Here is a 14,209-nt window from a genome sequence, read left to right as displayed (position 1 = left end):
TTACCTCTATTCATATCCCCATCGCGCTTCTCATCGCCCCGCCCCTTGAGCCTCCTTACGGAAGTCCGCGATCCAATTCGACATAATTACCTTGTCCGAAATCCGCAGGCGCTTCTTCGCTTCCTCGTATGGCGCACGGCACGGTTCGACCTCGCCGGGCTCGCGGCTGGCCAAATCGTAGCAGCTTCCGTTCTCAAACAAGCTGTCGGCGGACGGAATGTAATATTGCTTGCCGTCCGTAAAAGCGCCGGAACGCAATACGACTAGACGATCCGCAGCATGGTCGGTCCCGGCGGCGGCGAACAGATTCTGGCCCATCATATAATAAGGCTGCGAGGAAATGCCCAGCAGATGCAGCAGCGACGGGGCCAGATCAAGCTGGCCGGCAGGCTCCTCGGTGACGCCGGCATGTCCGCCGTCCGGCAGGTGAATGAGCAGCGGCACCTGATTCAGGATCTGGTGCATGTCGAGATCGCTCAGCGGTTTGCCGAGGAACCGTTCATAATACGTTTTGTCGGTAATGGAATTGTCATGGTCCCCGTAAAACGCCAAAATGGTATGATCCCACAAGCCTTCCCGCTTCAAGCTCTCCACGAACTCCCCCAGCGCGGCGTCCACGTAATGCACAGCCTGCAAATAATCGCCGAAAATCGTCCCCTTAAATTCGCCGGTGTCCAGCTCCTGCACGGCAGCCGGCAACGAATACGGATGATGGCTGGTTAAGGTAATCATAAACGAATAAAAGGGTTGTTTTTCTTGGGTCATGAACTCTAAGGATTGCCGGAAAAAGGATTTGTCGCCCAGCGACCAGCCCAGGGGCTCGTCCAACTGGAAGTCTTTTTTGCTGTAAAACCGGTCGTAACCCATCGCCTTGTACATATTGTTGCGATTCCAGAAGCTGCCTTCGTAAGCGTGAAAAGCTTCGGCGGTATAACCGGCCTGTGTCTTCAGGATCTGCGGCAGCGTGTCGAACGTATGGTTCGGGTAACGGACCGCAACCGATCCCGTCGGCAGGGGATGCAGCGAACCGTTCGAGGCGAAATCGGCGTCCGAGGTTCGCCCCTGCCCCGTTTGATGGTAGAAGTTCGCGAAGTAGAGGCATTCGTCCATCAGCTTGTTGAAATTCGGGGTGATCTCCTGGCCGCCGATTTGTTTGCCGATCATGAAATTCATGAACGCCTCGGCCTGTATCACGATCACATTGCTCCCGGCGTACGCCCCAAACAGGTCATTGTCCGCATGGCGGCGCTGCTGGGCCGCGTCAAACCATTGGCGGATTTCGTCCTGTTCCCCGACGCTGACCTTCTGGCCGCCTCCGAGATGCTCCTGGAGGTAGCGGCTGGCGTCATAATAATGGAAGCCGAGCAGGCCGGTGACGTTGTATAAGGAGACGTTCCACCAGTTGTTTTCGAACAGCCCGATCGCCCAGGTTTGGGTATAGTGGCGGATCGGCCCCATCGTTAAGGCAAAGCCGAGGAGAAAGACGCCGATTCCGCTGAATAGGCGCCCGAACCGGCGTCGGCGGGTTCTCCGGCTTCCCGAACCGAAGGTAACGGGGGAGAAGGAACCGCTCCCCATGCCGGAGTAGGCAAGAGACCGGCTGCCGAAGGGGCTGTGATGAAGCCGCCCCCGGCGGCGGCGGCCCTTGCGCGTCACACGTAGCCCCCATTTCACCGCAGCCCAGGCGGCCCAATCGACGATCAGCCACAGATCGGCGGGGCGGATCAGCTCGCGGATGCTGCCGCCGAGCTCCCCGACTTGTCCGGCTTGCAGCAGCACGGGCACCGTGAGAAAGTCGCCGAAATACCGGTAATAGACCAAATCGGCGAAGATCAACGCCGTGAGCAGTACGTTCAGTACGCCTAAGGCGATCCCTCTTCCGCGCGGAGGCAGCCATAACGTCCAGAACGAGACCAGCATGACGGAGCCGATGGCGATCAGATCGTCCAACAGGTTCATATCGATATAGCGGGCGTGCAGGTTGCTATGCAGAATGACAAGCTTCATGAAGATGGCGGCAACAAATAACAGATAGACGAAAGGGCGGCCGCGAAAGCCGCGATTTGGCGTCAACCAGAGCATGACGGATCGTCAGTCCTTTCCTTGCGAGTGTAAATAAAAGGGAGAACCCTCCCCCCACGGCTAATGGCGCGGAGGAAGGGGCCCGAGGTACTGCAAATATTGGCATTCGATGCGCCCGTTGAACAGCTTGCGGCGCTTGTCCGCTTTGCGCTGGAAGTCGTGCTCGAACTGCTTGGTCGGCGTGAGCGCGAAGAAGGACCATGTCGGCAGCCCGGCCATCACTCGCCCGAGCTGGGCGATCAGCTTGCGCACTTCCTTCTCTTCGCCGATCCGCTCCCCGTAGGGCGGGTTCGTGATCATGACGCCGTAATCGCCCTGCGGCTGGATCTTGACGGCAGGCATGCAGGCGAACTGGATTTCGTTCGCCAGCCCGGCGCTTTTGGCCGCGGCCTTGGCGATCTCGATCGCCTCCGGGTCGATGTCGCTGCCGGCGATATGGAGCGGCACGTCATCGCGCACCGCGTCGATCGCCTCGTCGCGCGCCTGCTGCCACAGCTCCTGCGGCACGACCGGCCAGCGCTCGGCGTTGAACGTGCGCCGCAGGCCCGGCGCGATGTTCCAGCCGATCATCGCCGCCTCGATCGGCAGCGTCCCCGAGCCGCAGCACGGGTCGTAGAACGGCCGCGCCGGGTTCTGGTTCCAGCGGCTCAGCAGGATCATCGCCGCCGCCATCGTTTCCTTCAGCGGCGCTTCCGTCGCATGTTTGCGGTAGCCGCGCTTATGCAGCGCCGGACCGGTCGTGTCCAGCGTCAACAACGCCTTGTCGTTCAACAGGTTGACTTCGATCACATAACGCGGCCCGGTTTCCTCGAACCACTCGGTATGATACGACTGCTTCAATTTGTCGACGATCGCTTTCTTGACGATCCCCTGACAAGCCGGTACGCTGCTGAGCTGCGATTTGTGGGAGCGGCCCTCCACCGGAAATTCCCCGTCAGCCGGGATGTAATCCTGCCAAGGCAGCGCCTTGGTGCCTTCGAACAACTCGTCGAAGGTGACCGCGGTGAACTCGCCCATCTTGATGAGCACTCGGTCCGAGGTTCGGAGCCACAAGTTGCACCGGCAGATGTCGATCAGATCTCCGGTAAAATGGACCCGCCCGTTCTCCACGACCGTGTCTTCATAACCCAATTCCTTCAATTCGCGCGCCACCACGGCCTCGAGGCCCATCGGGGCGGTTGCGATCAATTGCAAAGGTCCAGCCATAACTACGTCAATCACTCCAGCTTCGCATAGACTTGTGAGAATAACGGAAAAACCATACAATTCAGTATAGGCCAATGCGCTAGAAGTTACAAACGGTTCTTATTATGGAAGGAACGGATGAAAGGAAGATCATAATGATGACGCCGGAACAATACGGTGATGAACTATATGTCAAGGACGAGGTGCTGGAGCGGGTGACCCGATCGATCGCGGACAGCGGGATGCGCGACGTGTCGATCGCGCCGGGATACGGCCGGCTGCTGACGCTGCTGGTCAAGCTGGCCGGAGCCCAAGCCGTGCTGGAAATCGGCGCGTTGGGCGGATACAGTGGCATCTGCCTGGCGCGGGGCTTGCCTGCGGACGGGCGGCTCGTATCGCTGGAGCTGAAGGAGGAGAACGCCGAGCTGGCGCGGACCAACTTGCGCGAGGCCGGATTCGGGCAGGTCGCGGAATATAGGGTCGGACCCGCGCTCAACAGTCTGCAAACCCTCAAGCAACAGGGGGAGCGGTTTGATTTCTTTTTCATCGATGCGGACAAGGAGAATTACCCCAATTATCTCGAATATGCCATCCAGCTGGCGAGACCGGGGGCGCTGATTGCCGGGGACAATATCCTGCTGCGCGGCCGGACGCTGAACGGGGAGAAGAACGGGCCGTCGGTGCAGGCGATGCGCCGATTTAACGAGATGATCGCCCGAGACGAGCGGTTGATCAGCACGCTGCTGCCGGCCTATGACGGACTGGCGCTGGCGATGGTGAAATAGCCGAGCGAGCTATGAAAACGATGGAGGACGGACAAAAACCCGCTGCAATGGCGGGTTTTGTGTTATAATTTGGATAAGAGTAATATTCACCCATATCTAACATCTTTCTCTATTAATGCTACAAAGCCCTAATTTTCAAATCCAAAGGAGGGACAAGCATGATTTCAACAAGGCTAGCTCAATCCAAAGTATTGAAGGCGCTTACTTCTTTATTGATCATGGTGCTTGCTGCAATCGGAATGATCCTGTTCTCGGAACAGGCCTCGGCGCACGGTTGGGTGGACGGGCCGGCAAGCCGGGCTATTTTGTGCAAAAACGGCCAGAATACGGACTGCGGCGTGATTATGTACGAGCCCCAGAGCTTGGAAGCGCCGAAGGGCTTCCCCAATGCCGGCCCGGCGGACGGGAAGATCGCCAGCGCGAACGGGGCCTTTCCCGAGCTTGACGAACAGTCGGCCACCCGTTGGACCAAAGTGAACATCTCGGCCGGAACGAACACCTTCACCTGGAATTTCACCGCTCCGCACGCTACGTCGAGCTGGAAATATTACATCACGAAACCGGGGTGGGACCCTAATGCCGCTTTAACGCGTAATTCCTTTGATTTGACTCCGTTTTGCTCGGTGAGTTATGGCGGAGTGCGGCCTCCGTATACGTATTCGAATACCTGCAATGTTCCGGCCCGGACGGGGTACCACGTCATCCTAGCCGTTTGGGAGGTCGCCGACACCGCCAATGCCTTCTACAATGTGATTGATGTGAACTTTGGTGGCGGCAATTCGGGGGATACAACCGCCCCGACAGCCCCAACCGGATTGTCTGCTGCCGCAGTTGCTTCCACTTCGGTCACACTTGGCTGGAACGCCTCCAGCGATAACGTCGGCGTCACCGGCTACCGTATTTATAGCGGATCGGCCTTATCCGCCACCGTGCCCGGGACGCAGACCGACTTTACGGTGACGGGACTTCACGCCGGTACTTCGTATACGTTCACCGTGCGCGCTGTTGACGCCGCCGGCAACGAATCGGCGGCCAGCAATGCGGTGCAGGTCACGACCGACTCAGCGCCTGCGGTGCAGCCTTGGGCACCCAATACCGCATACGCGGTAGGGGCATTAGTCAGTTATGGCGGGGCGATCTACGAATGCCGGCAAGCCCATACCTCTCTGCCCGGCTGGGAGCCGCCCAACGTGCCGGCTTTGTGGCTGCTGAAATAGCGGAATCAAAGCCAAAATCCCTCGGCTCATTGAAGCCGGGGGATTTTTTTCGCAGGGACGGGGTGGAGTCACTCCCTCTCCATTTAGCGCGCTTTGGAAATCCGTTGACGGTTTACGCCCCTTCAACCCGATCCCTATTGCGATATCCGATATAGCCTACTGCCATCAAAGCAATGCTGATCGCCGTGATCGTAAGGAAGGTTGCTGCGTCAAACGGATCGACCGGCATCCGCGGGATCCAGCTTTGGATAGCGGTTTTCGAGAACCATTCCGGCAAATCCAGAATGCCGCCAAAGTAATTTAATGCAAAGGAGTAGCCAAGATAAGCATAAACCGCTTTGCCTAACCTTGGTGCCCAGCCCAAAGCCAACGCGGCAAGCCCGGTAAAGAACAACATGGAGGGCAGCGAGTTATAGCCTGCGGCTAGAAAATCTCCCATGGTCATGGGAGAACCGTCGCCTAATGCAGAAACGGCTGTCCCGCCCAGTCCGGCTGAAGCCAGCAAAATGCCGACTACTCCCGCAAGGATAGCCAAAATGACACACGTCCAATAGAACTGAGCCCGCGTCACTTTGGTCGCATAAAGCTGGCTTAAATGCAGCCGCGTTTCTTCCGTGAACAGTTTGTTGACGATAGCGATCGGCAAAATGGAAACCATTCCGATCATCACCATCATAATGGTTCCGGTGAAGGCTTCTTCGATGGAAACGCCGGTGACCGCAAACATTTGACTTAGGATTTCATTGCTCTCCAGGAACGTCTGCATATCTCCGTAAATCGACCCATAGGCTGCTCCCATGAGGACAAAGGCAATCATCCAACTGATCATTACGCCTTTGTTGAGCTTCACAAACAAACCGGGGACGGACAGCAGGGATTTCTGCGCCGACTCCCGGCCTTCTCGTTCGGGCAAATAACCGGCTCCCATATCCCGTCCGCCTTCAAGGGCAACCGCGATGATCGCGATAACGACGCTGAAGACCACCGCTCCAACGAGGGGGAGTCCATTGTTTTCCGTAAACGGGTAGGTCAGATAAGTCCAACCCATCGGGTTGATCATGGAGAAGTCGGGGTTCGACACATCCGTACCGGCGCGAAAAATGTACAGCAAGCCCACCATCCCGAGCGATGCCCCCGTTGCGGCGGATGAGGTCGGCATAACTTGAGCCATCACTAAGGCGATCCCGGCCCCCAAGACCCCGGCCATTCCGATGGATGCGCCAAACAAAAAGGAACCTTTGGCCGAAATCGCCTCAACGCCAAAGCCGGTCATGATTCCGCCAATGACGAGGGCCAGGATAATATTGATGATGACGACTTCAGCAATCACCGCAAGCGAGTTGGCTTGCCGACCTACTCGAAAGGAACGGACAAGTTCCGTAAGCCCAAGATCCTCTTCTTTGCGAGTATGGCTTACCACGTGCAAAGCGGCGGCGATCATCGCAAACAACCCGCAGAATAACAACATTTCGTGGGCATACATCGCGCCTAAAGTATAATCCGCCGCAGATTCGACCGGCGTCGGGCCAACCATGGAGATCATCGCCGGATTTTGCATGGTCTCGTACATTCCCTGTAAACCTTGCCCCTTGCCGATTTCTTCAAATGCCGGAACAAATCCGGCCGAAAACAAGCTCAAGCCTGAGATCCAAAACAAGATTTTTTTCCAGTCCCGTTTCAGATATTGAACAAACAAGATGTCCCAACGCGCAAATTTCTCTTGCATGATCGTTTCCTCCTTTCCGCTCTCAGACTTCGTAATGACGCATGAATAAGTCTTCTAGCGTAGGCGGCACCGATTCAAACTTCTTGACGCCCAATTTTGCCGCTTCGGTCAAAATATCATTGATATAAGCGTTATCCGCGGAGAAAGTCGCCTGATTCCCGGTTTGCTTGAAATCATGGACCCCGTTAACGGAAGCCATCCGGGCCACATCGCCTTCGGTTGCCATTGTGACCGTGGAACGGGTGAGGTGGCGCAATTCGTCCAAGGTTCCGGTTTCAACCACCTTGCCTTGCCGAATAATGACCACCTTGTCGGCCAGACGTTCCACTTCGCTCAAAATATGCGAGGACAACAAAATCGCTTTCCCCGCCTGTTTGATTTGTTCGACTTCCTCTTGGAAGACCGCTTCCATTAACGGATCGAGACCGGAAGTCGGCTCGTCGAAAATATACAAATCGGAGTCCACGGACAAAGCCGCAATCAAGCCGACCTTTTGCCGGTTTCCTTTGGAATAGCCCTTTGCTTTCTTCTTGGGATCCAATTCAAAACGTTTAATCAAATGATCCCGCTTCTTTTTGTCTCCTCCGCCGTGCAGTTTCATAAATAAATCGATGATTTCGCCGCCGGTTAAGCTGCCCCAAAGCGCCACGTCCCCCGGAACATAAGAAATGCGTTTATGAATCTCGAGGCTGTCCTTCCATACATCCTTGCCGAAGATTCGCGCCTCCCCGGCGTCCCGGCGGATGATTCCGAGCAACGTGCGAATCGTCGTTGATTTCCCCGCACCGTTTGGCCCGATAAAGCCGACGACTTCTCCGGCGTTTACCGTGAACGACACGTCATGCAAAGCTTTGAATTTACCGAACTTTTTCTGCAAACCTTGAACTTTTACCATTTCCGTCATAGCACTAAAACCCCTTCTTAACCAGTTTTAGTAACGTGCTTTCCAGTTTAAAAGCAAAGCTTTACTCGGATAATTATGAACTTAATATAATATAATAGTTCATAAATATAGAGTTAATCGCCAAGTTTTAAACCAAAGTTCATTTACAGATTCAGTTATAATCCTTTTTATCGGCATAGTCAATTTAAAAATCTTAAATTATGAACTATGCATTGTTTGATCATTCATAACTATCAATCTATAATTTATAGATAGCAGAGTTGTGAACCCAATACTCCATAATTGGATAGAAGTCGACAAAGATAGAAAGCGGGAATGAGAAATGAATGGTTTTGAGAAGAGGACGCGGGAGAAGAAAAAACAAGTTTTGCAAGCAACTTTTGACTTGATGAACTCCGAGACCGGCTTGGAAAATATCACGATGGATGAGATTGCCAAACACTCGAAAGTCGGTAAGACGACGATTTTTAAGTATTTTGGAAGCAAGGAACACCTGATTCATGAAGTTTTCAGGTATTTTGTAACCCAAATGGGGGACTCGGCGCGAGCCATCATGGCTGAACACAAACCATTTGAAGAAACGATCATTGCCGTGAGTCAGAATAAAATCAAGTATTTGGATAAAATCAACAAACGATTTTATTTGGAATTAATGGATTACTTTACAGAAAAGGACGATGACGGCTTATCGCTGATCATGCAGGAATACGTCAAGGAAAGTTACAGCATGATGATGGATTTGTTCCATCGCGGCCGTAAGGAAGGCAAAGTGGATCTGAAATATTCGGATGAGTTTCTTCTGATTTATTTCCAAGCGCTCATTGAAGGAATATCCAGTCCCCACATTTACTCGAAGGTTCTTCCTTATACCGCCCAATGGACGGAATTGCTGATTAAAGGGATTGCGCCGAGTAAATAGAATAGACGAACACGACTCTGTTCTAATCGAACGGAGTTTTTATTTTGCGGCAAGAAGCGGAATGATCTCTTTGATTGATTTTGATTGAATTTGATAGTTTTTGATTGATATTTTTTCGGGTTATGGTACGATGTTTTTAGTTGGGAGGGGAAAGATGTTAACCGAGGAAAGATACCGCCGGATTCTGCGGCGACTGCAGGAGGAGGGCACTGTCAAGCTGCAAGAGCTGTGCGTGTTGCTTGAAGCGTCTGAGTCCACCGTGAGGCGCGATTTGGCGGATTTGGAAGAGCGAGGGCTGCTTCGGAGAGTCCATGGCGGCGCGGCTTTACCGGTCATGTCCGGAGGGCTGGAGCCGGGAATGGCGGAGAAATCCACCGTAAACGTCTCGCAGAAGCAAAAGATTGCCGAGACGGCATCCGCTGTGGTGCGCAACGGAGAGGCGATCTATCTGGATGCCGGAACGACGACTTTGGCGATGATCCCTTATCTGAAAGGGAAAGAAATCACCGTCGTGACGAACGGCTTGCCGCAGTTGGATGCGCTGCTGGAGGTTGAAATTCCCGGTTATCTGCTCGGCGGGCTGGCCAAACCACGCACGAAAGCATTGGTCGGCAGCCTGGCCCTGGCGAACCTGGGCCACTTCCGCTTTGACCGGTGTTTTCTCGGGGCGAACGGGATTCACCCCGATGCGGGGTATACGACGCCAGATCCGGAGGAAGCCGCGCTGAAGCGCCGCGCGAGTGAGCTGTCCTTGCGAACCTATGTGCTTGCCGATTCCAGCAAAATCGGGCTCGTCGCTTTCGCCAAGATGTTGGAACTGGAGCAGGCGGCGCTCATTACGGAGCAAGTTCCGGAACGCTGGCGCAAGCCGATCGCAGATTTGACTAACCTTATCGGAGGATAACGACATGAGGATTTATACGATTACCTTGAATCCATCCATCGACTATATCGTGGAAGTAGACGGCCTGGAGCTCGGCGGATTGAATCGCATGAACCGGGACCTGAAGCTGCCCGGAGGGAAGGGGATTAACGTCTCCCGCGTCCTGAAGCGGCTTGGAGCAGACACGACCGCAATGGGGTTTCTTGGCGGGTTCACCGGCGATTTTATTGAGAGCTACTTGCGGGGGGAAGCCATTGACGCCGACTTCGTACGCATCGGAGGCGGGGATACCCGAATCAACATTAAGCTCAAGCATGGCGAGGAGACGGAGATTAACGGCGGGGGGCCGGCCATCCGCGAGGAAGAAGCCAATGCGTTGGTGGAGAAACTGTCCGGTCTGAGGGAAGGCGATCTGGTCATTTTGGCCGGGAGCCTGCCCCCCTCGCTTCCCGGCGATTTCTATGAACGGCTGATTGCGCAGTGCCGGAAGCAAGGGGCCGAGTTTGTCATCGACACTACGGGCGAACCGCTCCGCCGGGCGCTGGCCTATCGGCCCATGCTCGTCAAGCCGAATCATCATGAATTGGCCGAGCTGTTTGGCGTCGTGATCGATACGCGCGAACAATTGATCACGTACGGCCGACGCCTGCTTGAAGAAGGGGCGAAGCACGTATTGATATCGATGGCCGGGGAAGGCGCTTTGCTGATCCGCGGCGACGAGGTTTACCATGCCAACGTGCCGCCAGGCCAGGTACGCAACTCCGTGGGCGCCGGCGATTCGATGATCGCCGGTTTCACGGGAGCTCTTGCGCTGGGCGGAGATCTCCTGGAGGCGTTCTGCCTCGGCGTCGCGTCGGGCAGTGCAACCGCCTTCTCCGATGATCTGGCCGAGCGGGCGCTGATTGAGCACCTGCGGTCGCAGGTGGTCGTTGCGAAGATAGGTTAGCTTAGATCGAAAAAAAGCAGGGTAAGCGCTGTTTGAACCTATTTGCCGGGTGGGCCGAGGGCGTTATTCGCCCCGGCCCTCTCGGTACTCGCTTAGCTTCTGATTCAACTGGCGGGCCTCTTTATGACCGTCGATGAACATCATGGCATAGGCCATTCCTTTCACCACCAGAATCACCGCGATGAGGATCCACAAGAGTTCGGTATCGATCATCGGATTGGGACTTGCCAACCATAACCACAGCAGGAGCATGACTGCAGCAAGCGCGTAGCAGAGCGCGAAGCTGATGATCTGGACTTTTGGGCTCAGCTCGGGTTCGTATTTATTAACCAGGGCGTACTTGTAAAAAGTAAACGCGGCGGCCGCAATGACAATTTGCCACAGCCATGTGGCTGAAATGCGCTCCGTGGTGCTCACGGATAAATAGATGGCCGTCATGACGGTCAGGCCCCCGCTGGCGATCATCCAATCCTTGATCAAATGGGATAAATACCGGCCGATTTTCATTTGAACCCCTCCTTATAATCCTAATTTTCGGCGGAGTACGGGAACGTACTGCCGCGAAATCAACACTTTTTCCCCGTTCTGGAGCAAGGCTTCGAACCGCCCATGGAGAACGGGACTGACCGACTTGATTTTCGCCAGGTTCAGAATGATGGATTTGGAAGCCCGGAAGAAATCCAAGCTTTCATACTCCGCTTCGATTTCGTAAAGCCTGAGCCTGGATTCATAAACCTGGTCCCGGCAATAGATGAACACTCGGTTATCTACCGATTCGAAATAAAAAACATCTTTCGGGTTGATGATGTGGGTTTGCAGTTCATGTGTTCCGATTAGTTTCTTGGGATGGGATTTCAATGAATAAATCAGCTGCAGCAGCGTTTCGTCGGGCTCATTCCAGCGAATCACGATCTCCGGCTCACTTCCGGCGGGAACAGATTCGATCGTAATTTTCATCCGCGTTCCTTCCTTCGGGTTTCTTTTTTAAGGGCAGCCCTGCTTTCCAACTCAAGTATATTTTTGCAAAGGTTCGTAAGCAATAGATGTGAAGCAAGCTGTTGTTTTCAGGCGGTAAGTTGTATTCAGAGGCCTGCTATATATAAAAAAGAGCCGCATAAGGACGGCAACTTAAGGGTTACCGTTCTTATGCGGCTCTTGCTGCGGATCAGAAATTTACGGACCGTCGTGGTACAGATGTGCCCAACCGTTCCCGATGACTTGGGGCCGTCGGGGATTGCCGTCGCTTTGCTGGTATGGCCGCAGCCCGTAGCCTTGGTTATAGGGCGGATGACTGGAGTGCGGGGAATAAGCCTGCTGCGACGTATTAGGGTAGGGGGCTTGTTGATTCTCTTGATGACACCCTCGCGGCGGGCCAATGATCACCGTTTGGGTCAGAGGCGCGAACGCTTCCCTTACCTTCTCGGCATCCAGACAGTACTGATGCGCAAAAGCCTCAGGCGGCGTCAGCCGCAGCATGTCGGAAGCGGGGATGATCTCCGGAATCGGCGCGTCGAATATCGCCAGGAAATGCGTCCCGTCCATCGTTGCGGTGTCGTAATGCCACCAGCCCTGCGGTACGCTGGTCACTTGGCCGGGCCGATTGGCGTAATGCCGCAGTTCCTTGGTGAACGGATTGATCATGGACACGACGACTTCCCCCGAAATGCAATACACCAGCTCGGAGGCATTTTGATGAATATGCATTTCGATCACATTGCCTTTGTCCAGGTAAGTATCCAGCAACGACATATTCCCCAGCGTGTTGAGCTGGTGAATGGACAATTCGTTGATGAAGTTGCGTTGATCCTTTCTTACCGTTGTGTTCCGGTTGACGTCGAACGAGAATTGCGCGTTCGGCGATGTGAAATCCATGTAAGAAACCGCCATGGTTATTCCCTGCCTTTCCTACGTATAGGCGCTATCACTTCTACTGGATATCTATGTTGAAGCTGGGGGTTATATGTGCGTTTCTGGGGGAGGTTAACGGAGGATCGTCTTCGTTTGCGTTTGTCCCGGGCGGTAGGTATCATGGAATCAAAAAACCGAATTGAAGGAGTAGACCATCGATGGGCAATGTTCCGAAAATGCTGATCATGGCCGGTGCCGTTCTCATCCTAATCGGCCTGGTTTGGATGTTGCTGGGGAGATTTGTTCAGTTAGGGAGGCTGCCGGGGGATATTGCAGTTGAGCGCGGAAACTTCCGGTTTTACTTCCCCATCGTGACCTGCATCGTGATCAGCGTGGTATTCTCATTGATCCTGGGCGTGATCCGCTGGTTTATGAAATAACTGCGGCGGGTCTGCCGGGGGAACGGGGCGTCGGCTGAACGGCTGGCGCCCGATTCCCTGGTTGCGGAAGCCGCGAACAAATAACGACTGAGGTGCAGTTAATTTTGAGAAATTGGCCTCTATTATCGAATTAGTTGCAATGATGCAGTTAATTTTGATGCGAAACCGGAAAATGAGGCGAATTTAGAAAAATAAATGCATGATAGCAACTATTCGGCCTTTTTCAAAAAATATCTCCGATTTAGATGCACGATTGCACTTATTCATTCATCCTATGACCCTGCAGAAGCCGGGTTATACTATGAAGTTAAAGTTGATGTAGCGCATCTTTCTGCAGCTCATACCTAACGGCACGTTTTCCCGCAGAACCGAAGACAGGCTTCAACAAGCCTTTTGCCAGCATGGATTGCAGAGCCTGTACAGCCGTCCGGTGGTTCACTTGGAAATGAGATTTGATGTCGATCGGGCGAAGGGGACGTGCAAGATGGCAGGCTAACCGTAAAATCTCTCTTTCCATCAGAGAAATTGGCTCCGCCGGGATCGAAATCGGCAGATATCGATTCAGCACCATACGCAGCAAAGTCACGCACAATTCCGGTCGATTGGCGACATCATCGTAAGCGAAGCAGATCACTTGAAACCCCATCGCGGTCAGAAACGTCTCGCGGTTAAGCTCGTTGCAATATTTCTGCCGATCCATGTCCTTGACATGCGGGCCGAAACCTTTGATTTCAATCACCAGCCTCACTGGCCCGGCCAACCAAACAAAATCGCAGAAATAAGATAATCCCCGCCAGTCCACCACCTCGTATTCCGGGTGCAAGTGCTGAAAATTCCCTTGTACCTCCCACCAAACCTTGCGGCAAAACAGCTTCTCCGCCTCCCGGTGCCCGCGCTCCAGCCGCCCTTTACGCTCTCCCGTCCTAGCCTCAAGATGCTCCTGTATAAATGCGGTGTGCGCTTGTTCGAATGCCATCTCTGAATCCATGATCGATCCATCCCTCCCGATAAATAAATAAAAACGCCCCGGCTCCACAAATCGGATCGGGACGTTCTTCGTCTTAAGTTTCATTATACATCGCTAGGAAATGATTGACAAAAGGGAAAAGTGGAAAATATCACAAATGCATCGAAAGAGAAGCTATTCATGGAGATTTTTATGGAGGAAAACGTGAAGCTCAAGAGAAACCTGATGAAGTCCGCCGACTTGGACGAATCGCCTTTGCGGATGATTCAAGGGTTCTGGCGCGCGCAAATATCGACAGCGGGATGAT

At 54.0% G+C, this 14,209-nt stretch carries 15 protein-coding genes; 7 read left to right on the top strand and 8 right to left on the bottom strand.

Translation table 11 applies throughout. From position 1 onward, the window contains the following. Nucleotides 1–30 precede the first annotated feature (30 nt). Nucleotides 31–2,082 (bottom strand): LTA synthase family protein, encoded by a 2,052-nt coding sequence (locus BN3795_RS19895; protein WP_068786441.1) that lies wholly within the window; start codon nucleotides 2,080–2,082, stop codon nucleotides 31–33. A 60-nt stretch (nucleotides 2,083–2,142) separates the two neighbouring features. Beyond that, entirely contained in the window at nucleotides 2,143–3,288 is a 1,146-nt protein-coding gene (locus BN3795_RS19890) for a THUMP domain-containing class I SAM-dependent RNA methyltransferase (RefSeq protein WP_068786440.1), read from the bottom strand. A gap of 134 nt (nucleotides 3,289–3,422) precedes the next feature. On the opposite strand from BN3795_RS19890, the gene BN3795_RS19885 reads away from it, so the two are divergent. Both BN3795_RS19885 and BN3795_RS19880 read left to right on the top strand, forming a co-directional pair. Continuing rightward, complete coding sequence (locus tag BN3795_RS19885) at nucleotides 3,423–4,052, top strand: O-methyltransferase (RefSeq protein WP_198524778.1); 630 nt, start codon at nucleotides 3,423–3,425, stop codon at nucleotides 4,050–4,052. 158 nt (nucleotides 4,053–4,210) lie between these two features. Beyond that, nucleotides 4,211–5,269, top strand: coding sequence for a lytic polysaccharide monooxygenase (locus BN3795_RS19880; protein WP_068786439.1), 1,059 nt, complete (start codon nucleotides 4,211–4,213; stop codon nucleotides 5,267–5,269). 112 nt (nucleotides 5,270–5,381) lie between these two features. Here BN3795_RS19880 and BN3795_RS19875 read toward each other — a convergent pair whose 3' ends face one another. Together BN3795_RS19875 and BN3795_RS19870 are read right to left on the bottom strand one after the other, a co-directional pair. Continuing rightward, nucleotides 5,382–6,995: an ABC transporter permease gene (locus tag BN3795_RS19875; RefSeq protein ID WP_068786438.1), complete on the bottom strand. Its 1,614-nt coding sequence runs from the start codon at nucleotides 6,993–6,995 to the stop codon at nucleotides 5,382–5,384. Nucleotides 6,996–7,017: 22 nt separating this feature from the next. After that, nucleotides 7,018–7,899 (bottom strand): ABC transporter ATP-binding protein, encoded by an 882-nt coding sequence (locus BN3795_RS19870; RefSeq protein WP_068786437.1) that lies wholly within the window; start codon nucleotides 7,897–7,899, stop codon nucleotides 7,018–7,020. Nucleotides 7,900–8,221: 322 nt separating this feature from the next. On the opposite strand from BN3795_RS19870, the gene BN3795_RS19865 reads away from it, so the two are divergent. The 3 genes from BN3795_RS19865 to pfkB all read left to right on the top strand — a co-directional run bounded on the left by BN3795_RS19865 (nucleotide 8,222) and on the right by pfkB (nucleotide 10,647). After that, entirely contained in the window at nucleotides 8,222–8,818 is a 597-nt protein-coding gene (locus tag BN3795_RS19865; RefSeq protein ID WP_068786436.1) for a TetR/AcrR family transcriptional regulator, read from the top strand. A 154-nt stretch (nucleotides 8,819–8,972) separates the two neighbouring features. Continuing rightward, nucleotides 8,973–9,722 carry a DeoR/GlpR family DNA-binding transcription regulator gene (locus BN3795_RS19860; protein ID WP_068786435.1) on the top strand — a complete coding sequence of 250 codons (750 nt, stop codon included), beginning with the start codon at nucleotides 8,973–8,975 and terminating at the stop codon, nucleotides 9,720–9,722. A 4-nt stretch (nucleotides 9,723–9,726) separates the two neighbouring features. After that, nucleotides 9,727–10,647, top strand: a complete 921-nt coding sequence (gene pfkB / locus BN3795_RS19855; RefSeq protein WP_068786434.1) for a 1-phosphofructokinase — start codon at nucleotides 9,727–9,729, stop codon at nucleotides 10,645–10,647. Between the two features lie 63 nt (nucleotides 10,648–10,710). Here pfkB and BN3795_RS19850 read toward each other — a convergent pair whose 3' ends face one another. The 3 genes from BN3795_RS19850 to BN3795_RS19840 form a co-directional block, all read right to left on the bottom strand. After that, a complete protein-coding gene (locus BN3795_RS19850; protein WP_068786433.1) occupies nucleotides 10,711–11,154 on the bottom strand; it encodes a hypothetical protein in 444 nt (147 codons plus the stop codon). A 12-nt stretch (nucleotides 11,155–11,166) separates the two neighbouring features. Further along, nucleotides 11,167–11,604: a LytTR family DNA-binding domain-containing protein gene (locus BN3795_RS19845; protein ID WP_068786432.1), complete on the bottom strand. Its 438-nt coding sequence runs from the start codon at nucleotides 11,602–11,604 to the stop codon at nucleotides 11,167–11,169. A 216-nt stretch (nucleotides 11,605–11,820) separates the two neighbouring features. Beyond that, entirely contained in the window at nucleotides 11,821–12,534 is a 714-nt protein-coding gene (locus tag BN3795_RS19840; protein ID WP_068786431.1) for a cupin domain-containing protein, read from the bottom strand. 179 nt (nucleotides 12,535–12,713) lie between these two features. Between BN3795_RS19840 and BN3795_RS19835 the strand changes: the two genes are divergently transcribed. Beyond that, entirely contained in the window at nucleotides 12,714–12,935 is a 222-nt protein-coding gene (locus BN3795_RS19835) for a DUF2905 domain-containing protein (RefSeq protein WP_068786430.1), read from the top strand. A 307-nt stretch (nucleotides 12,936–13,242) separates the two neighbouring features. On the opposite strand, the gene BN3795_RS19830 is transcribed toward BN3795_RS19835, so the two are convergent. After that, nucleotides 13,243–13,911, bottom strand: coding sequence for a DUF559 domain-containing protein (locus BN3795_RS19830; protein WP_068786564.1), 669 nt, complete (start codon nucleotides 13,909–13,911; stop codon nucleotides 13,243–13,245). Between the two features lie 171 nt (nucleotides 13,912–14,082). Between BN3795_RS19830 and BN3795_RS26095 the strand changes: the two genes are divergently transcribed. After that, complete coding sequence (locus BN3795_RS26095) at nucleotides 14,083–14,208, top strand: hypothetical protein (RefSeq protein WP_269800223.1); 126 nt, start codon at nucleotides 14,083–14,085, stop codon at nucleotides 14,206–14,208. The last annotated feature ends 1 nt before the right edge of the window (nucleotide 14,209 follow it).

It is taken from the genome of Paenibacillus phocaeensis (assembly GCF_900021165.1).
GTDB lineage: Bacteria > Bacillota > Bacilli > Paenibacillales > Paenibacillaceae > Fontibacillus > Fontibacillus phocaensis.
The sequence above is the reverse complement of the archived record's forward strand: the minus strand, read 5'-3'. Positions and strand labels throughout refer to the sequence as shown.